This is a genomic window from Microbacterium sp. PI-SA-G, assembly GCF_057215335.1.
Genome location: NZ_CM170103.1, coordinates 353619 through 372212, shown reverse-complemented (window position 1 = coordinate 372212; position 18594 = coordinate 353619). Strand labels below are relative to the sequence as shown.

The 18594-nt window shown below is 68.1% G+C and carries 18 protein-coding genes, 1 tRNA gene and 1 other RNA gene; 9 read left to right on the top strand and 11 right to left on the bottom strand.

Features of this window, described 5'->3' with window-relative positions:
• Positions 1-7 precede the first annotated feature (7 nt).
• Both AC2D10_RS01940 and AC2D10_RS01935 read right to left on the bottom strand, forming a co-directional pair.
• Positions 8-1345 carry a glutamine synthetase family protein gene (locus AC2D10_RS01940; RefSeq protein ID WP_484710130.1) on the bottom strand — a complete coding sequence of 446 codons (1338 nt, stop codon included), beginning with the start codon at positions 1343-1345 and terminating at the stop codon, positions 8-10.
• Between the two features lie 2 nt (positions 1346-1347).
• On the bottom strand, positions 1348-1563 hold the full coding sequence (locus AC2D10_RS01935; protein WP_484710129.1) for an SPOR domain-containing protein: 216 nt from the start codon (positions 1561-1563) through the stop codon (positions 1348-1350).
• A gap of 69 nt (positions 1564-1632) precedes the next feature.
• Here AC2D10_RS01935 and ppgK point away from each other — a divergent pair, with 69 nt between their 5' ends.
• A complete protein-coding gene (ppgK, locus tag AC2D10_RS01930) occupies positions 1633-2379 on the top strand; it encodes a polyphosphate--glucose phosphotransferase (RefSeq protein ID WP_484710128.1) in 747 nt (248 codons plus the stop codon).
• A gap of 85 nt (positions 2380-2464) precedes the next feature.
• On the opposite strand, the gene rnpB is transcribed toward ppgK, so the two are convergent.
• The 4 genes from rnpB to AC2D10_RS01910 all read right to left on the bottom strand — a co-directional run bounded on the left by rnpB (position 2465) and on the right by AC2D10_RS01910 (position 5716).
• Positions 2465-2821, bottom strand: an RNA gene (gene rnpB / locus AC2D10_RS01925) — RNase P RNA component class A.
• Between the two features lie 24 nt (positions 2822-2845).
• The gene (locus tag AC2D10_RS01920; RefSeq protein ID WP_484710127.1) at positions 2846-4540 is read right to left on the bottom strand and encodes a bifunctional 3'-5' exonuclease/DNA polymerase; all 1695 of its coding nucleotides are present in this window, start codon (positions 4538-4540) and stop codon (positions 2846-2848) included.
• Positions 4541-4562: 22 nt separating this feature from the next.
• Positions 4563-5297 carry a zinc ribbon domain-containing protein gene (locus AC2D10_RS01915; protein WP_484710126.1) on the bottom strand — a complete coding sequence of 245 codons (735 nt, stop codon included), beginning with the start codon at positions 5295-5297 and terminating at the stop codon, positions 4563-4565.
• 35 nt (positions 5298-5332) lie between these two features.
• Positions 5333-5716 carry a YchJ family protein gene (locus AC2D10_RS01910; RefSeq protein ID WP_484711784.1) on the bottom strand — a complete coding sequence of 128 codons (384 nt, stop codon included), beginning with the start codon at positions 5714-5716 and terminating at the stop codon, positions 5333-5335.
• 81 nt (positions 5717-5797) lie between these two features.
• Between AC2D10_RS01910 and AC2D10_RS01905 the strand changes: the two genes are divergently transcribed.
• Positions 5798-6646: an aldo/keto reductase gene (locus AC2D10_RS01905; protein WP_484710124.1), complete on the top strand. Its 849-nt coding sequence runs from the start codon at positions 5798-5800 to the stop codon at positions 6644-6646.
• Positions 6647-6654: 8 nt separating this feature from the next.
• On the opposite strand, the gene AC2D10_RS01900 is transcribed toward AC2D10_RS01905, so the two are convergent.
• Complete coding sequence (locus tag AC2D10_RS01900; RefSeq protein ID WP_484710123.1) at positions 6655-7491, bottom strand: helix-turn-helix transcriptional regulator; 837 nt, start codon at positions 7489-7491, stop codon at positions 6655-6657.
• 100 nt (positions 7492-7591) lie between these two features.
• Here AC2D10_RS01900 and AC2D10_RS01895 point away from each other — a divergent pair, with 100 nt between their 5' ends.
• Complete coding sequence (locus AC2D10_RS01895; protein ID WP_484710121.1) at positions 7592-8356, top strand: SDR family oxidoreductase; 765 nt, start codon at positions 7592-7594, stop codon at positions 8354-8356.
• An 18-nt stretch (positions 8357-8374) separates the two neighbouring features.
• Here the strand turns inward: AC2D10_RS01895 and AC2D10_RS01890 are convergent, their stop codons facing one another.
• The 3 genes from AC2D10_RS01890 to AC2D10_RS01880 form a co-directional block, all read right to left on the bottom strand.
• Complete coding sequence (locus AC2D10_RS01890) at positions 8375-9325, bottom strand: L-lactate dehydrogenase (protein ID WP_484710120.1); 951 nt, start codon at positions 9323-9325, stop codon at positions 8375-8377.
• A gap of 50 nt (positions 9326-9375) precedes the next feature.
• On the bottom strand, positions 9376-9525 hold the full coding sequence (locus tag AC2D10_RS01885; RefSeq protein ID WP_484710118.1) for a hypothetical protein: 150 nt from the start codon (positions 9523-9525) through the stop codon (positions 9376-9378).
• Between the two features lie 442 nt (positions 9526-9967).
• Positions 9968-10040 (bottom strand) — tRNA-Val (locus tag AC2D10_RS01880).
• Positions 10041-10194: 154 nt separating this feature from the next.
• On the opposite strand from AC2D10_RS01880, the gene aceE reads away from it, so the two are divergent.
• The 6 genes from aceE (at position 10195) to AC2D10_RS01850 (ending at position 17816) form a co-directional block, all read left to right on the top strand.
• Positions 10195-12921 carry a pyruvate dehydrogenase (acetyl-transferring), homodimeric type gene (aceE, locus tag AC2D10_RS01875; protein WP_484710116.1) on the top strand — a complete coding sequence of 909 codons (2727 nt, stop codon included), beginning with the start codon at positions 10195-10197 and terminating at the stop codon, positions 12919-12921.
• Between the two features lie 7 nt (positions 12922-12928).
• Positions 12929-14155 (top strand): PucR family transcriptional regulator, encoded by a 1227-nt coding sequence (locus tag AC2D10_RS01870; RefSeq protein ID WP_484710115.1) that lies wholly within the window; start codon positions 12929-12931, stop codon positions 14153-14155.
• 95 nt (positions 14156-14250) lie between these two features.
• Complete coding sequence (locus AC2D10_RS01865; protein WP_484710113.1) at positions 14251-15171, top strand: ACP S-malonyltransferase; 921 nt, start codon at positions 14251-14253, stop codon at positions 15169-15171.
• Positions 15168-16169, top strand: a complete 1002-nt coding sequence (locus tag AC2D10_RS01860) for a beta-ketoacyl-ACP synthase III (protein ID WP_484710112.1) — start codon at positions 15168-15170, stop codon at positions 16167-16169. The genes AC2D10_RS01865 and AC2D10_RS01860 overlap by 4 nt, the downstream gene beginning before the upstream one ends.
• A 68-nt stretch (positions 16170-16237) precedes the next feature.
• Positions 16238-16486, top strand: a complete 249-nt coding sequence (locus AC2D10_RS01855; RefSeq protein ID WP_017202249.1) for an acyl carrier protein — start codon at positions 16238-16240, stop codon at positions 16484-16486.
• Positions 16487-16577: 91 nt separating this feature from the next.
• Positions 16578-17816, top strand: a complete 1239-nt coding sequence (locus AC2D10_RS01850) for a beta-ketoacyl-[acyl-carrier-protein] synthase family protein (protein WP_484710109.1) — start codon at positions 16578-16580, stop codon at positions 17814-17816.
• Positions 17817-17896: 80 nt separating this feature from the next.
• Here the strand turns inward: AC2D10_RS01850 and yczE are convergent, their stop codons facing one another.
• Positions 17897-18565, bottom strand: a complete 669-nt coding sequence (gene yczE, locus AC2D10_RS01845; protein WP_484710107.1) for a membrane protein YczE — start codon at positions 18563-18565, stop codon at positions 17897-17899.
• Positions 18566-18594: the final 29 nt, after the last annotated feature.

Sequence of the window (18594 nt, the reverse complement as noted above, 5' to 3'; positions counted from 1 at the left end):
ACGCGCCTCAGAGCAGCTCGAGGTTGTTCTTCAGCTCCAGCGGCGTGACCTGTCCGCGGTAGGCCTCCCACTCCTTGCGCTTGTTGAGCAGCACGTAGTTGAACACCTGCTCGCCGAGCGTCTCGGCGACGAGTTCGGATTCCTCCATGTACTCGAGCGCGTGATCGAGGCTCGCCGGCAGCGAGGAGTAGCCGAGTGCACGGCGCTCCGCGTCACTGAGCGACCACACGTTGTCCTCGGCCTCGGGCGGGAGCTCGTAGCCCTCCTCGATGCCCTTGAGACCGGCGGCCAGCATCAGCGCGTAGGCGAGGTACGGGTTGGCGGCCGAGTCCAGGGCGCGGTACTCGACGCGCGACGACTGGCCCTTGTTCGGCTTGTACATCGGCACACGCACGAGGGCCGAACGGTTGTTGTGACCCCAGGTCACGAAGCTGGGCGCTTCATCGCCACCCCAGAGGCGCTTGTACGAATTCACGAACTGGTTCGTGACCGCAGAGATCTCGTTGGCGTGACGCAGCAGACCGGCGATGAAGTGACGCCCGGTTTTGGAGAGCTGGTACTTGGCGCCCTCTTCGTAGAACGCGTTCTGGTCGCCTTCGAACAGCGACATGTGCGTGTGCATCCCGCTGCCGGGGTGACCGCTGAGCGGCTTGGGCATGAACGTGGCGTACACGCCCTGTTCGATCGCGACCTCCTTGATGACCGTGCGGAACGTCATCACGTTGTCGGCCGTCGTCAGCGCATCCGCGTAGCGGAGGTCGATCTCGTTCTGGCCGGGTCCGCCCTCGTGGTGACTGAACTCGACCGAGATGCCGAGGTCCTCGAGCATGCGGACCGAGCGACGACGGAAGTCGTGCGCCGTGCCGCCGGGCACGTTGTCGAAGTAGCCGGCCGAGTCCACCGGCACCGGGCCCTCAGGGCCGTACGACGACGACTTGAGCAGGTAGAACTCGATCTCGGGGTGCGTGTAGAACGTGAACCCCGCATCCGCCGCCTTCGCGAGCGTGCGCTTGAGCACGTGCCGCGGATCGGCGACCGCAGGTTGTCCGTCCGGCGTCGTGAGATCGCAGAACATGCGCGCGGTGGGATCGATCTCGCCGCGCCACGGCAGCGTCTGGAAGGTGGTGGGGTCGGGCTGCGCGAGCAGGTCCGATTCGTAACTGCGCGTGAGCCCCTCGATGGCGGAGCCGTCGAAGCCGATCCCCTCGGCGAACGCCCCCTCGACCTCGGCGGGCGCGATGGCGACCGACTTGAGCGTGCCGATCACGTCCGTGAACCACAGACGCACGAACTTGACGCCGCGCTCTTCGATCGTCCGGAGGACGAAATCCCTCTGCTTGTCCATACCTACTCTGCGCCCCGACCCTTGGTGGAATCCCAACCCTGCTCCGCGGCTTCCTCTTCGGCCCAGGCGCGCGAGCGCTCCTTGAGGACCTCGGGAGCGCGGGCGGCTTCTGCCTGCGTGTCGAAGGGACCGACGCGGTCCGGCGACGGCGAGATCATGCCGAGTTCGACCTGACCCGTCTCGAGGTTGTACCAGTACTTGTCGTCACCGTCAGACATGATCTGTCCCTCCTTCACGTGATGACTCCGATCCTACTGGCGTACGCGGCGGTCGCTAAGCTATCGCCCATGGCAAAAGCGATCGGCGTCGACATCGGCGGCACGGGAATCAAAGCAGGAATCGTCGACCTGGCGCACGGCACGATGGAGTCGGATCGCGTACGCGTCCCCACTCCCAAGGGCGCCGCACCGCAAGACGTGCTGGTGGCCGTGCAGACCGTGCTGAAGACGCTCGACGTGCACGACTCGACGCTTCCGCTCGGCGTCGCCTTCCCCGCGATCGTGAAGCGCGGCAAGACGCTCTCCGCGGCCAACGTCTCGAAGCAGTGGATGGACTTCGACGCCGAACGGTTCTTCCGTGACGGCCTCGGACGCAACATCGTCTTCGTGAACGACGCCGATGCAGCCGGTGTCGCCGAGGCTCGGCACGGCGCCGCACGCGACGTGCGCGGCCTCACGCTGCTGACCACGCTGGGCACGGGCATCGGCTCGGCGTTCCTCTACGACGGCGTGCTGCTGCCGAACACCGAACTCGGGCACCTGAACTACGGCGAGTACGAGTCGGTCGAGCAGTGGGCGGCCACCTCGGCGCGCGAGCGCGAGAACCTCAGCTGGCCGGAGTGGGCCGAGCGTCTGCAGGCGTTCTACTCGCACATCGAGTTCCTCTTCAGCCCCGACCTGTTCGTCGTCGGCGGAGGCGTCTCCAAGAACGCCGGCGACTTCCTCCCGCTGCTGGAGCTCAAGACCCCGATCGTCCCGGCGATCCACCGCAACAACTCCGGCATCATCGGTGCCGCCTCGCTCGCCGGCGACTGACATCTCGACGGGCTCAGGGCGCCGACACCTTCCCTGACGCAGAAGAAGGCCCCGCTGAATCAGCGGGGCCTTCTCGTGTCTGAGGCGAATGGGCCGACCTGTACGCCGGGTTCTGTTCCGGGGTTCTTCGCCCCTTCGACGGCCATCTCTCTCGGCGACACGTTGCCGTGCCGCTCCAGCGGTCTACCCGAGGACTCGGCGAGCCGCGTCAACATCCTCTGTCTGACCTTGCTCCGGGCGAGGTTTACCTGGCGGGCCATGTCACCATGGCCCCCGGTGGTCTCTTACACCACCCTTTCACCCTTACCCCGTGAGGGGCGGTCTACTCTCTGTGGCACTGTCTCGCGGATTGCTCCGGGTGGGTGTTACCCACCGCCCTGCCCTGTGGAGCCCGGACGTTCCTCGGTGCGGTTGCCCGCCACGCGACCGTCCAGTCGACCCATTCGCATCTCCAGTGTACGCGCGGCTACTTCTCGGCCGACATCACGATGCGCAGATCCAGGGGGACGTCGATCGGGAAGCCGCCGAACAGCCGCCGGGTCGCGACCGCGGCCGCTTCTCGCACGGCGTCGGCCGCCGCCTCGGCGTGCTGCTCGGGCACATGCAGGATGACCTCGTCGTGCAGGAAGAAGGCGAGGTGCGGTTCACGCGCGAACGGCCCCGAGGCCGTCGCCTCGGCGAAGGTCTCGGGGATCTGCTGCAGGCGGTGGCGGATCTCGGCCAGCCAGATCAGCGACCATTCGGCAGCGGTACCCTGCACGACGAAGTTGCGCGTGAACCGGCCCCAGTCGCGTGCGCGGCGTCGCGCGAGCGCGACCACGGCCGGGTCCGCGTCGGCGCCGGTCGCCTCGGACTGCAGGCGCGACCATTCCGCCGACGGGCGAGGCGACGAGCGTCCGAGCCAGGTCGAGACGATTCCGCCGTCCTCGCCCGTGCGTGCCGCGGCGTCGACCAGCGCCATCGCCCGTGGATACACCTTGCGCAGCCGCGGGACGAGACGGCCGCTGTCACCCGTCGTCGCTCCGTACATCGCACCCAGCACGGCGTACTTCGCCTCTTCCCGTGTGCCGACCGCGCCCGTCTCGACGACTCCGGCGTACAGATCTCTCCCTTGCGCCGCCCGCGCCATCGCCTTGTCCGATGCCATGGCGGCGAGCATGCGCGGCTCCAGCTGAGCGACGTCGGCGACGACGAGCGTCCACCCGGAATCCGCGCGCACGGCCGGACGCAGGCTGCGCGGAAGCTGCAGCGCGCCACCGCCGGACGAGGCCCATCGCCCCGTCACCACGCCGCCCGGGATGTACACCGGTCGGAAGCGGCCGTCGTGCACCCACTCCGCGAGCCAGGCCCATCCGTTGGCGCGCAGCAGCCGCGACATCTTCTTGTATGCGAGCAGCGTCGCGACGACCGGATGCTGATGCTGCGCCAGCTCCCACTTGCTCGTCGACTCCACGGCCACACCGACCCGGTGTAGCGCGCGCAGCAGCTTGGGCTGACTGTCGAGGTGCAGCGAGTCGTCGCCGAGGATGTCGCGCACCTGCTGTCCGAGCTGAGCCATGTGGCTCGGGAGACCGCCGGCAACAGGCCGTGTGCCCAACGCCTGGGTCAGGATGGTGTCGTGCACGCGTTCATCCCAGGGAAGCCCGGCGACCCGCATCTCCTCGGCGATGAGCCCGCCGGCCGATTCGGCGGCGCACAGCAGCGCGAGGCGCCCGTCGCGAGCACCCGCGAGTACCCGGCGCTGAGCGCGGTACTGGTCGAGCACCTCAGAGACGGGGTCGTCGCCTGAATCGTCGTGCAGCGCGTCGAACAGGGACGGCGCATCGTCGGTCGGCTCTCGTCGCACCCAGGCGGGCGAGGGTGCCAGTGGCCGCGCCACTGTATCGGTGTCGCGCAGGATCGCGTGGCACAGCGACAGGTCGTGCGTGCGGTTGAGTCGCACGCCCTCGCGGAGCAGGGCGGCATAGACCTCCCGTGCGCTGCGGATGATCCACCGCGTCTGCTCGGCCCCATCTGCCGCCGACACCCACGCGGCGAACTCATCGGAGGTCAGCACATCGCGACGGACCTCGTCGTCGGCCTCGTCGAACTCGACCGCGGTGTATCCGCCCGCGCCGCTCGCCACGAGCGCGATGCGCCGCTCGGCGGGCGGCGGCGTCATGCGCGCAGAGAGGAGGGTCCGGTCACGCCAGGCCGGACTCGTCGGTGCGTACCAGGATGCACCCGCACTCGGGGCAGAACATCACGGCGTCATCGGGTGCGTTGCGGATCTGACTCAGGTCGGTGCGCGGAAGCTCGATCCGGCAGCCTTCGCAGGTGCCGCGCGTCAGCAGAGCAGCGCCCGGGCTGTTCGCAGCACGGCGGGCGTACTCGGCGAGAAGGTCTTCGGGAATCCGGGCCGCGATGGCCGCGCGGTCGCGCGCCAGCTGCGTGCCGAGCTCGCTCGCTGCTGCGACGTCGGCCTTGGCCTGAGCGGTCAGCGCCGATCCCTCAGCGGTCGTGGTGTCGATCAGCGCCTGCTGCGCGGCGACGGCGGAGTCCGCCTCCTCCATGCGGCCCATGAGCTCGAGCTGCGTGTCTTCCAGGTTGCTCTGGCGGCGGGCGAGACTGGCCAGTTCGTGCTCGAGGGCCTGCGCATCCTTGGCGTTCGTGGCCAGCGCGAGACGCTCGGCATCGCGTGACCGGCGCTGCTCGACGAGCGTGACGTCGGACTCGAGCCGCGTGAGCTCGGTGCGCACGTCGTCACGGGTGCCCGCGAGCACGGTCAACTCGCGCAGCTGCGACTGACGGATGGCCACCAGCTCGGAGATGCGCGCGGCCTGCGAGGGCTGGGTGCGCGCGCGCTCCGCCTGCGCGATGCGTCGATCGAGGTCGGCGATGTCGAGCAGGAAGCGCTGGTTCTCGGGGCTGGAGTTCACCGTCCCAATCTACCGTCTGCGCTGCACACCGACCCTCACGGGATCTCGCCGTCGACGTAGAACCATCGACGGTCTTCGCGCACGAACCGGCTGCGCTCGTGCAGCGAACCGCGTTCGTCTCCCTGACGCCAGAACGCTTCGAACTCCACGATCCCCCGGGTGTCGAACGGTCCCCCGGCGTCCCTGTCGAGGATCACCAGTCGTCGCCACTCGAGATCGGCGTCGACCTCGAGCTGCTCCGGACGCGATGAGGAGTGCCAGGTGGCCAGAAGGTAGGGAGCGTGGCCGATGGCGAACGCGGTGTAGCGGGAGCGCATGAGGCGTTCGGCGGTCGGCGCCGCCGCTCCGCGCAGCAGTGGCGCGCAGCATCCGCCGAAGACGTCACCCGAGCCGCAGGGGCACCGATCTGCATCTCGCATGCCGGCGACATCTGCCGCAACCCCCTCGGACCTCGTCACCCCTCCAGCGTACGCTGGAGCCCTCGTCGACAAGGAGAACACGTGACCGCTCAGCCCGTCGTCCCCCAGTTCACCGCTCACAACGGCTTCACGCTCCCGGCCATCGGCCTGGGCACCTACGCTCTCAACGGAGACGCCGGTGCGGATGCCGTCGCCGGCGCGATCGACGCGGGATACCGCCTGGTCGATTCGGCGTTCAATTACGAGAACGAGGGCTCCGTCGGACGCGGTGTCGCCGCAGCCGACGTCGACCGCGCTGAGATCATCGTGACGACGAAGCTCCCCGGCCGTCACCACGCCGCCGAGAAGGCACGCACCAGCATCGAGGAGAGCCGTTCGCGCCTTGGACTCGACATCACCGACCTGCACCTGATCCACTGGCCCAACCCCAGCCAGGACGAGTACGTGCAGGCATGGGCGGCTCTCGTCGACGCTCAGCAGCGGGGCGTCGTGCGTCAGATCGGCGTGTCGAACTTCCTTCCAGAGCATCTGGAGCGCATCGAGCGCGAGACCGGAGTCCGTCCCGTCGTCAATCAGATCGAGATGCACCCCTACTTCCCGCAGGAGGAGCAGCTCGCGTACCACCGCGAACACGGCATCCTCACCGAGGCGTGGAGCCCGCTCGGCCGAGCCAAGGAGCTGCTCGAGGAAACCGTGATCGGCGAGGTCGCCGACGCCCACGGCATCAGCACGGCCCAGACCGTGCTCGCCTGGCATGTCGCCCGCGGCACCGTCTCGATCCCCAAGGCCTCGTCGCTCGCGCATCAGACCAGCAATCTGGCCGCGGCCGAGATCGTGCTGGATGACGCGGAGGTCGCCGCGATCACGGCGCTCGGTCGCGCCGACGGACGGCTGTTCGACGCGGATCCCGCCACGCACGAGGAGTCCTGAGCGCAGGCTCAGACGGTCTGGGTGCCGATCACGCGCAGGAGTTCGAGCTTGCTCTCGGCCTCGCTCCCGGGAGCCGCCGTGAGCACCACGAGCGCCTGTGACTCATCCTCGGTGAACATCGCCTGACAGTCGACCTCGATCTCGCCGAGCTCCGGATGGATCAGCACCTTGTGGTGCTCGAAACGTCGCTGCACCTCGTGGATCTTCCAGAGTTCGCCGAACTCCGCGCTGAGGGCGGTGAGCTCGGCCACGATCTCGCCGGCACGCGAACGCGCGCCCCAGGCGCCGTGGGCGGCACGCAGGGCGGCGACCATGGCGCGGCTCTGCCGCGCGTGATCGGCCTCGGGGTAACGCGCGCGCTCGGTGTCGGGTCGCGCGAACCAGCGGTAGATCCCGCTGCGATCGAGGCCTGTCAGGTGGCTGGCGTCTCCGAGGAGCGCCCGCGCCGCATCGTTCTGCACGAGCACTTCGTCGAGCGCGGACACGACGAACGCCGGCGTGTCATGCAATCGGTCGAGCACCCGCTGCATGCCGGGGCGCACGTAGTCGGTGAACACGGAGCGGTCGGGAGCCGCGTAGCCGCAGACGCGATGCAGGTAGTCACGCTCATCCGACGAGAGCCGCAGAGCCCGCGCCAGCGAGGAGAGGATCTGCACGCTCGGCTGTGGCCCGCGGCGCTGCTCCAGCCGCGTGTAGTAGTCGGTCGACATCGCCGCGAGCTGAGCGACCTCTTCACGGCGCAGGCCGATCGTGCGGCGGCGCGAGCCCGCACTCAGCCCGACATCCGCAGGCGTCAGCGCCTCACGGCGTCGCAGCAGGAACTCGGCCAGCGCATCTCGATCCACTCCTGAAGTATCGCCTGTTCCGTGCGAGCGATCCAGGGAGTGCGCGTCCCTGGATGAGGTGTCCCTGGAGAGCCGCCGACGAGTGTCGCAGGGTGGAGGCATGAACATCAGCGGAAACACCATCTTCATTCCCGGAGCGACCAGCGGCATCGGGCTCGCTCTGGCCCGCCGACTGCGCGAGTCCGGCAACACGGTCATCGTGGGCGGCCGACGCCGCGAGCTGCTGCACGAGATCGCGGCGTCCGACCCGGCGCTGTACACCGTGCAGATCGACACCACTGATCCGGACAGCATCCGAAGCGCCGCCGATCAGGTGTTGGCCGATCATCCCCGGCTGAACGTCGTGATCGCCATGGCCGGCATGATGCGCGCTGAGGACTGGACGCGTCCAGACGGCTTCCTCGAGAGTGCGGAGCACACGATCACCACGAACGTGCTCGGCCCGATCCGACTGATCGCCGCGTTCATCGAGCACCTGCGCGCCACCCCCGACTCCACGATCATGACCGTGTCGTCGGGGCTCGCCTTCGCGCCGTTGAAGGTGACGCCCAGCTACAACGCCAGCAAGGCCGCCGTCCACATGCTCAGCGAGTCCCTGCGCCTGCAGCTCGCCGACACCTCGGTGCAGGTACTGGAGCTGGAGCCGCCAGCGGTGCAGACGGACCTCATGCCCGGTCACGCGAGCAACGACGCGGCGATGCCGCTCAGCGATTTCGTCGATGAGGTGATGGCGCTGCTCGAGTCGCAGCCGAACGCGACGGAGATCCAGGTCGAGCGCGTCAAGTTCCTCCGCTACGGCGAGGCACGCGGTGACTACGACCAGGTTGTCGCGACGCTCAACCGCACCGACCCGCACGGCCGGTAGGCGCTGCGACCGCGTTGCTCAGCGAAGCGATGCGGCGGCGTCGGTCAGCGCGTCCGCTGACCGACGCAGCAGCGCAAGCTCCTCGTCGGAGAACGCGGTGTTGCGGATCGGAACCGCTCCCCGGGCGCTGACGATGGACGGCACCGAAAGCGCGACCCCGTCGATGCCGTGGAAGTCGTGCAGCACCGTGCTCACCGGCATCACGGCATGCTCGTCACTGAGGATGGCCTCGACGATGCGCGCGCTCGACAGGCCGATCGCGTAGTTCGTGGCGCCCTTGCCCTGGATCACCTTGTAGGCGGCGTCGCGCACATCGATCGCGATCTCGTCGAGTTCTTCTCTTGTGATCCGCGGGTGCCCGGGTGCCTCCCACTCCAGGATCGGGACCGTGCCGATCGTCGCTCGCGACCACAGCGGGAACTCGGTGTCGCCGTGCTCTCCGACGATGTGGGCGTGCACGCTGGCGGTCGACACTCCGGCCCGCTCCCCCAGCTTCCAGCGCAGGCGCGAGGTGTCGAGCACGGTGCCGGAGGCGAAGATGCGCTCGACCGGAAGCCCGGTCTCCTGCTGCGCGATGACCGTGAGCACGTCGCAGGGGTTCGTCACGATGACATAGACCGCGTTCGGGGCGACGTCCAACAGCTGCGGCATCATGCTGCGGATGATGCCGGCGTTGACCTCGGCGAGTTCGATGCGCGTCTGCCCGGGGCGCTGCTTGGCACCCGCCGTGATCACGACGACGTGCGACCCGGCGACGACCGAGATGTCGCTTCCGCCGATGATGTCGCTGGAGCCGGTGAACTGTGTCCCGTGAGCGAGGTCGAGCACCTCGGCCTCCACCTTCTCGGTGGCGATGTCGTAGAGGGCGACGTGGCGAGCGGATCCGCGGATCAACGCTGCGTAGGCGACGCTGGAGCCGACACTTCCTGCACCGACGACCGTGAGCTTCGAGTTCTCGATGATCTCCATGGGCCCAGTCTCGCAGTGCTGATGGAGAAGAAGCGAGGCCCCGAGCCAAGTCAGCCGGCGCGGGACTCGGGTTCCGCCGCGGACGGATCGGAATCGTGCGCGGTCGATTCCGACGCCTCCGGCTTCACGCCGATGTCGACCGGCACGTCGGAGTGGTCGTCCTCGCCGTCGGCGATACGCTCAGCGCGCTGTTCCAGCATGCACGCGGCGAGGATGCTCAGTTGAGGATCGCTCTCCGTCTCAGCGGCGCGTCGGAATTCTGCCGCTGCTTCGCGCAGCATCTGCGCCCTGAGGGAACGCTCGACGTCGTCATGCACTCGTTACCAACTTCGCTCAGGGTGCTGCCCGCAGATCGGATCCCATCCCTGACCTGCGCTGCGCGCGGCTTCCCAGTTTCCGCACGGGAATCGATCGCGCGACCCCGTACCCTTTCGTCGCCTCGTGATGAAGGCTGCGCGCCGAGGCTGACAGCCCGCACACCGGCTCCTGATCAGAACCGATGCCTCATGGATTGCTCGACGCTCTAGCAATCGTACCTGTGATGACAAGCAGCTGCCATGAATGCACAGCAATCAGCACTCATTCGCACGAATGGATTGTATGTGGTTCGTGCAGACGGAGACCGAGACGTCGTCCCTGATGTGGGCCCTGCCGGGATCGAACCGACGACATCCACGGTGTAAACGTGGCGCTCTACCAGCTGAGCTAAAGGCCCTGGTGCACTCAGTCTATCCACCGACCGATGCGCGACGCCGTCGTCGAACAGGGATAGGCTGAACCCGGCGCGCGTTGTGCACAGCCGACAAGGCTGCCCGTGTCGCTTCCCGTTTCCTTGGCATGACCTGCCAGCTTGACGAAAGGCTCCACCCGTGACCGTTCACGATCAGGATCCGTACTCCCAGGGCCCCCTCGACAGCGATCCGGAAGAGACCGGCGAGTGGCAGCAGTCGCTCGACGAGCTGGTCGATGCCAAGGGTCACGGCCGTGGCCGCGAGATCATGCTCAGCCTTCTCAAGCGCTCGAAGGAACTGCACCTCGGAGTACCGATGGTCCCCACCACGGACTACATCAACACGATCGCTTCCGAGAACGAGCCCGAGTTCCCCGGCGACGAAGAGGTCGAGCGCCGGTATCGTGCGTGGATCCGCTGGAACGCGGCCATCACGGTGCACCGTGCGCAGCGCCCCGGCATCGGCGTCGGCGGTCACATCTCGACCTACGCGTCGTCGGCAGCTCTCTATGAGGTCGGCTTCAACCACTTCTTCAAGGGCGCGGACAACCCCGGCGGGGCCGACCAGATCTTCATCCAGGGTCACGCCTCCCCCGGCACCTACGCCCGTTCCTACCTCGAAGGACGCCTGACCGAGGACCAGCTCGACGGCTTCCGCCAGGAGAAGTCGCACGCCCCGAACGGCATCCCCTCGTACCCGCACCCGCGTCTGATGCCGGAGTACTGGCAGTTCCCGACCGTGTCGATGGGTCTCGGCCCGATCAACGCGATCTACCAGGCGATGGCGAACAAGTACATCGAGAACCGCGGCATCAAGGACACCTCCGCCTCACACGTCTGGGCTTTCCTCGGCGACGGCGAGATGGACGAGGTCGAGAGCCGCGGTCAGCTGCAGGTTGCCGCGAACGAAGGCCTCGACAACCTGACCTTCATCGTCAACTGCAACCTACAGCGCCTCGACGGTCCCGTCCGCGGAAACGGCAAGATCGTCCAGGAGCTCGAGTCGTTCTTCCGCGGCGCAGGTTGGAACGTCATCAAGGTCGTCTGGGGCCGCGAGTGGGACGACCTGCTCGCCCGCGACACCGAGGGCGCACTGCTGAACCTCATGAACGTCACCCCCGACGGCGACTACCAGACCTATAAGGCCGAGTCTGGCGCCTACATCCGCGAGCACTTCTTCGGCCGCGACGAGCGCGCCGCAGCGCTGGTCAAGGACTACTCCGACGACGACATCTGGAACCTCAAGCGCGGTGGCCACGATTACCGCAAGGTCTATGCCGCGTTCAAGGCCGCGACCGAGCACAAGGGCAAGCCCACCGTCATCCTCGCCAAGACCGTCAAGGGCTACGGCCTGGGTCCGCAGTTCGAGGGCCGCAACGCGACCCACCAGATGAAGAAGATGACGCTGGACAACCTCAAGACGTTCCGCGACGCGATGCACATCCCGATCACGGACTCCCAGCTCGAGGAGAACCCGTACCTGCCCCCGTACTACAACCCGGGACCCCAGGACGAGACGATCCAGTACATGCTCGAGCGCCGTCAGGCCCTCGGCGGCTTCCTTCCCGAGCGCCGTTCGACCCACGTCGGACTCTCGCTGCCGGATGACACGGCGTACGCCCTGCCCAAGAAGGGCTCCGGCACGCAGGAGATCGCCACGACGATGGCGTTCGTCCGTCTGCTGAAGGATCTGCTCCGCTCGAAGGACTTCGGTCACCGCATCGTGCCGATCATTCCGGACGAGGCGCGCACCTTCGGCATGGACGCTTACTTCCCGACGGCGAAGATCTACAACCCGAACGGCCAGCACTACACGTCGGTCGACCGGGAGCTGCTGCTCGCCTACAAGGAGAGCCCGCAGGGTCAGATCATGCACGTCGGCATCAACGAGGCGGGCGCCCTCGCGGCGTTCACCGCGACGGGCACGTCGTACGCCACGCACGGTGAGCCGCTGATCCCGATCTACCTCTTCTACTCGATGTTCGGCTTCCAGCGCACGGGTGACGCCCAGTGGGCCGCGGGCGACCAGATGGCGCGCGGTTTCATCATCGGTGCCACCGCCGGCCGCACGACGCTGACGGGTGAGGGGCTGCAGCACGCCGACGGTCACTCGCACCTGCTGGCCTCGACGAACCCGGCGACGGTCTCGTACGACCCGGCGTACGGCTACGAGATCGCGCACATCATGCGCACCGGTCTCGAGCGCATGTACGGCGGGAACCACGAGGACCCGAACGTGATGTACTACATCACCGTCTACAACGAGCCGCTCGTGCAGCCGAAGGAGCCGGAAGATGTCGACGTCGACGGCATCGTCCGCGGCATCCACCGCATCTCGGTCGGCGAGGGTGACGGGCCGCGTGCCCAGCTCTTCGCGTCGGGCGTCGGAGTGCCGTGGGCCCTCGAGGCGCAGCAGCTGCTGAAGAACGACTGGGGTGTGATCGCCGATGTCTGGTCGGTCACCTCGTGGACCGAACTGCGCCGCGACGGCCTCGCCGCCGACGAGCACAACTTCCTGTACCCGGAGGAGGAGCCGCACACGGCCTACCTCACCCAGAAGCTGCAGGGCGCAGAAGGTCCCGTCGTGGCCGTGAGCGACTTCATGCACGCCGTGCAGGACCAGATCCGCCCGTGGGTGCCTCAGCGCTTCGCCACGCTCGGCGCGGACGGCTTCGGCTTCTCCGACACGCGTGCCGCAGCTCGTCGTTTCTTCAAGATCGACGGCCCCTCGGTCGTCGTCCGCACGCTGCAGTCACTCGCCGAGGACGGCGTCGTCGACCGCTCGCTCGCGGCGCAGGCGATCCAGAAGTACCGTCTGCACGATGTGAACGCCGGGACCAGCGGAAACGCGGGCGGCGAAAGCTGAGCCCTCGGTGACAGCTTCGTCTTCCAGCGGCACGGACAAGACCGCGACCCTCACCTGGCTGCGCCGGATCTCCGGTGACATCGCCTCGGTGACGATCAAACGTCTGGAAGACACGCTCCCGTGGTACGCCGACATGCCACCAGCCCGCCGCTCCGCGGTCGGGCTGGTGGCGCAGGCCGGCATCACCTCCTTTATTCAGTGGTACGAGGATCCGACCTCGACTCCCTGGATCGCTGCCGACATCTTCGCCGCGGCTCCGCGGGAGCTGCTGCGCAGTGTAAGCCTGCAGCAGACACTGCAGCTGATCCGCGTGACCGTGGAGGTCACCGAGGAGCGCGTCGCCGGCAAGGGCAACGATCTCCGTGAGGCGATCCTGCTGTACTCGCGCGACGTGGCCTTCGCGGCCGCCGACGTGTACGCACGCGCCGCTGAGGCTCGCGGTCTCTGGGACGCCCGTCTCGAGGCGCTCGTCGTCGACTCGATCCTGACCGGTGAAGCCGACGAAGAGCTGCCGAGCCGAATCGCAGCGCTGGGCTGGCACGGACACGGCGAGGTCGCGGTGCTGGTGGGTACGACTCCCCCGCAGTTCGACGTCGACCTCGTGCGCCGCACCGCCCGCAAGCTCGCCGTCGACGTGCTCATCGGCGTGCAGGGCTCTCGGCTGGTGCTCGTGCTCGGACGCGCGCGGGTGGCGGGCCAGGACGACGAAGAGGTCGAGGACGAGCTGGGATTCCAGGAGATCGCCGCGCGCCTCGAGCCGTCATTCGGACCGGGCTATGTGGTCTTGGGACCGGCCGTCGTCGCACTGGTCGATGCGAGCCAGAGCGCCCGCGCCGCCCTCGCCGGGTTCGCGGTCGCCCGCGCCTGGCGCAGCGCGCCGCGTCCCGTCGAGGCCGACGATCTGCTGCCCGAGCGCGCCCTCGCCGGCGATCCGCTCGCCAAGCAGACACTCATCGAGCGCATCTTCCGCCCTCTCCAGGCGCATTCGACGGATCTGGTGACGACACTGTGGAGTTACCTCGACAACGGTCGCTCGCTTGAAGCCACAGCACGCGAACTCTTCGTGCACCCGAACACGGTGCGGTACCGGCTGAAGCGGGTCAGCGAGGTCATCGGCTGGGATGCCACGGGCCCCCGCGAGGCTCTGATCCTGCAGACCGCGCTGATCCTCGGCAGCATCGGCGTCACCGAGCAGGCACGCCGACGCACGAACCTGCGTCGTCCCCCGCGCTGACGCGTCGGCGCCCCTGTGCGCCACTCACAAGGCTTTCCTGCAATCTTGTGATGGATCATCCACCATTCTGAGGCATTCGTTGACAGACTGGTCTGGTGATTGTCGTCGTCTGCCCTGGTCAGGGCTCGCAGACCCCTGGTTTCCTCTCCCCGTGGCTGGAGCTCGACGGTGTGGCTGAACGCCTCGCCGCGTACTCCGACGCCGCCGAGGTCGATCTGCGCGAGCACGGCACGGTGTCGGACGCCGACACGATCCGCGACACGCGCATCGCGCAGCCGCTCATCGTCGCCGCATCGCTGATCGCCGCCGACGCCCTCGAGGCGCGCGCCGGACGTTCGGCCGACGGCATCGCCGGGCACTCGGTGGGCGAGATCGCCGCGCTGGTGCGCAGCGGTGTCATCGACGCCGAGACCGGAATGCGGCTGGTGGGAATCCGCGGTCGTGCGATGGCCGACGCGGCCGCGCACACGCCCACGGGTATGAGCGCTGTGCTGGGCGGCGACGAGGATGCGATCATCGCGCGCCTGTCTGAGCTCGGACTGTCTCCCGCCAACTACAACGGCGGAGGTCAGCTGGTCGTGGCCGGTGCCCTCCCCGCCCTGGCCGCATTCGCCGAGGAGCCGCTCAAAGGCACCCGCGTCGTCCCGCTGCAGGTCGCGGGCGCCTTCCACACCTCGTACATGGCCTCAGCCGTCGACGCGCTGAAGACCGCCGTCGCGACGGTCACCCCCAGCGACCCGCAGATCACCCTGTGGACCAACCGAGACGGCTCGGTGGTCTCCGACGGCGCGCAGGCGCTCACCTACCTCGTCGACCAGGTCTCCTCGCCGGTCCGCTGGGATCGCTGTATGGCCTCGTTCGCCGAGCACGGCATCACCGGGCTCATCGAGCTCGCGCCCGCGGGCGCCCTCACCGGCCTCGCCAAGCGCGGGCTGCGCGGAGTACCGACGGTCGCCGTGAAGACACCAGAAGATCTCGATGCAGCCGTCGCGCTGCTGAACGGAGAAGCCGCATGAGCGCCACCCTGACCCAGGTCACGGGCCCTGCCTACACGCGCATCTACTCCTACGGCGCCGCCCGTGGTGAGAACGCCGTGCCCAACGACGACCTGATCGGGCCGATCGACTCCAGCGACGAGTGGATCCGTCAGCGCACGGGCATCATCACCCGCGTGCGCGCCGACAAGGGCACGAGCGCGATCGACCTGGCCGCCGCGGCGGGCGCCGAGGCCATCGAGAAGTCGGGCATCCCCGCCGACCAGGTGGACCTCGTGATCGTCGCGACGATCAGCAACCCCAAGCAGTCCCCCTCGGTGTCGGCGATCGTCGCGGACCGCGTGGGGGCCAACCCCGCTGCGGCCTACGACATCAACGCCGCGTGCGCCGGCTATTCGTATGCGGTCGCTCAGGCCGATGCGCTGATCCGTGCAGGTGCGGCCCGCTACGCGCTGGTGATCGGCGCCGAAAAGCTCTCCGACATCGTCGATCCGGCCGACCGCAGCATCTCATTCCTGCTCGGTGACGGCGCCGGTGCGGCCGTGATCGGGCCGAGCGACACGCCGGGCATTTCCCCAGCCGTATGGGGATCCGACGGGTCGAAGGCAGAAGCAGTCGGCATGAACGGCACACTCACCGAGTTCCGCGACGGCGAGGTGCCGTGGCCCACGCTCCGCCAGGAGGGTCAGACCGTCTTCCGCTGGGCTGTCTGGGAGATGGCCAAGGTCGCTCGCGAGGCTCTCGACCGCGCGGGCGTCGAGCCGTCCGACATCGCCGCGTTCATCCCGCATCAGGCGAACATGCGCATCATCGACGAGTTCGCCAAGCAGCTGAAGCTGCCGGAGACGACAGTGATCGCGCGTGACATCGAGACCACCGGCAACACGTCCGCCGCCTCGATTCCCCTCGCCAGCCACCGCCTGATGGCCGAGCACCCCGAGCTCTCGGGCGGTCTCGCGCTGCAGATCGGCTTCGGTGCCGGCCTCGTGTTCGCCGCTCAGGTCGTCGTCCTCCCCTGAGAATGCGCTGACTTTCCCTAGACTGTTCCACGGTTCCGAAAACAACCCGTTAGAAAGAGGAAGACCACATGGCTTTCACCAACGATGAGGTCCTCGCAGGCCTCGCAGAGCTGATCACCGACGAGACCGGCATCAACGCTTCCGAGGTCGCCCTCGAGAAGTCGTTCACCGACGACCTCGACATCGACTCCATCTCGATGATGACCATCGTCGTCAACGCCGAGGAGAAGTTCGGCGTCACCATCCCCGACGACGAGGTCAAGAACCTCAAGACTGTCGGCGACGCCGTCAACTTCATCGTCGCGGGCCAGGAGTAATCCCGGCAGGATGCCACCCCCGCGATCGCGGGGCGTGGCATCCTCCGCTCTGCCCGAACCACGCTGCACCCCGTCCGACAAGGAACCACACATGACCAAGCGCATCGTCGTCACCGGCATCGGCGCCACGTCCGCCATCGGCGGCACCGCTCCGGAGAACTGGACCAACCTGCTCGCAGGCATGTCCGGCACTCGCACGCTCGAGCACGACTGGGTGAAGCAGTACGAGCTTCCCGTCACGTTCGCGGCCGAGGCGATGGTGCGACCCGAAGAGGTCCTGCCCCGCCACGAGGCGAAGCGTCTCGATCCGTCCTCGCAGTTCGCCCTGATCGCCGCGCGCGAGGCCTGGGCCGATGCCGGATCCCCCGATGTGGCTCCGGAACGCCTCGGCGTCGACTTCGCCACCGGCATCGGCGGTCTCTGGACTCTGCTCGACGCCTGGGACACCCTGCGCGAGAAGGGCCCGCGGCGCGTGATGCCGCTGACCGTGCCGATGCTCATGCCGAACGCCGCAGCCGGCAACCTGTCGCTCCAGTTCCACGCCCGTGCCTATGCGCAGACCGTGGTCAGCGCCTGCGCATCGAGCACCGAGTCGATCATCCACGCCTTCCATCACCTGCAGGACGGTCTCGCGGACGTCGTGATCGCCGGTGGTACGGAATCCGCCATCCACCCCATCACGATGGCGTCGTTCGCCTCGGCCCAGGCGCTCTCACGCCGGAACGACGACCCCGCCCACGCCTCGCGTCCCGGCGCGATCGACCGTGACGGCTTCGTCATGGGTGAAGGCGCAGCCGCCCTCATCCTCGAGACCGAAGAGCACGCGAAGGCGCGCGGCGCCAAGATCTACGGCTATGTGCTGGGTGGCGGCGTGACCGCCGATGCCTACCACATCACCGGCAACGACCCCGAGGGCACCGGTGCCGCCCGCGCGGTCACGCATGCCCTGGAGGAAGCCGGCGTCACGGCCGACCAGGTCACGCACATCAATGCGCATGCGACGTCCACCCCCGTCGGCGACCCGAACGAGTACGTCGCGCTGCAGCGCGTGTTCGGCGACCGACTCTCCGAGATCCCGGTGTCTGCCACCAAGGCGTCGACCGGCCACCTCCTCGGGGGCACGGGAGCCATCGAGGCGATCTTCACACTCCTCGCGCTGCGCGATCGGGTCGCCCCGCCGACGATCAACATGACCGAACCCGACCCCGCGGTGCCGTTCCGTCTGTCGGGCGAGCCGATGCCGCTCGGCGACGGTCCGCAGATCGCGATCAGCAACTCGTTCGGCTTCGGAGGGCACAACGCCGTCCTCGCCATCGCGAGCGCCGACTGACCACGAGGTCATGCATGAGAAAGGCCCCGGGAGCGATCCCGGGGCCTTTCTCGTGCGCGAGCACGTTCGTCGGCGGCGTCTCAGACCGCCGCAACCGCCGGAGCGAGTCGGCGTGAGCGCTGCTCGCGGCGCCGGGTGATGCTCGGTAGGAACCAGCCGATCAGAGGGCCGACTCCCAGCGCGAAGAGCACGGTGCCCACACCGACCGGTCCACCGAGCAGGAAGCCGACGAGCAGCACGCTGCCCTCGATGAGCGTGCGGACGATCCAGACGCGCCATCCGGTGATGCGCACCAGGCCCGTCATCAGTCCGTCGCGGGGACCCGGACCGAAGGCGGCCGCGATGTAGAGCCCGGTCGCGAACGCGAGGAGCACCAGGCCGAGGACGAACATCGGTGCGCCGAACCAGATCGAGGTCGGCACCGGGATCACGGCCAGCGCGATGTCAGCGCTCGGGCCGACCAGAAGGGCGTTCAGCAGCGTCCCGACGCCCACGCGCTGACGCAGCGGGATCCAGAGCAGTAGAACGACGATCGACACCAGGACGGTCACGGTGCCGTAGCCGATGCCGGACTGTCCGGCCACGCCGAGGGCCAGCACGTCCCACGGGGCCACGCCGATTCCTCCGCGCACCATGAGTCCGAGGGCGACGCCGTACAGGAACAGCCCCACGAGCAGCTGCACCAGGCGCTCGACGAGGTCGCGCCTGCTCGTGGCAGCGACGGGAAGGAAGACGGAACGGAGTGCCATCCTTCTATGGTGCGGGGAGCGGGTGACCG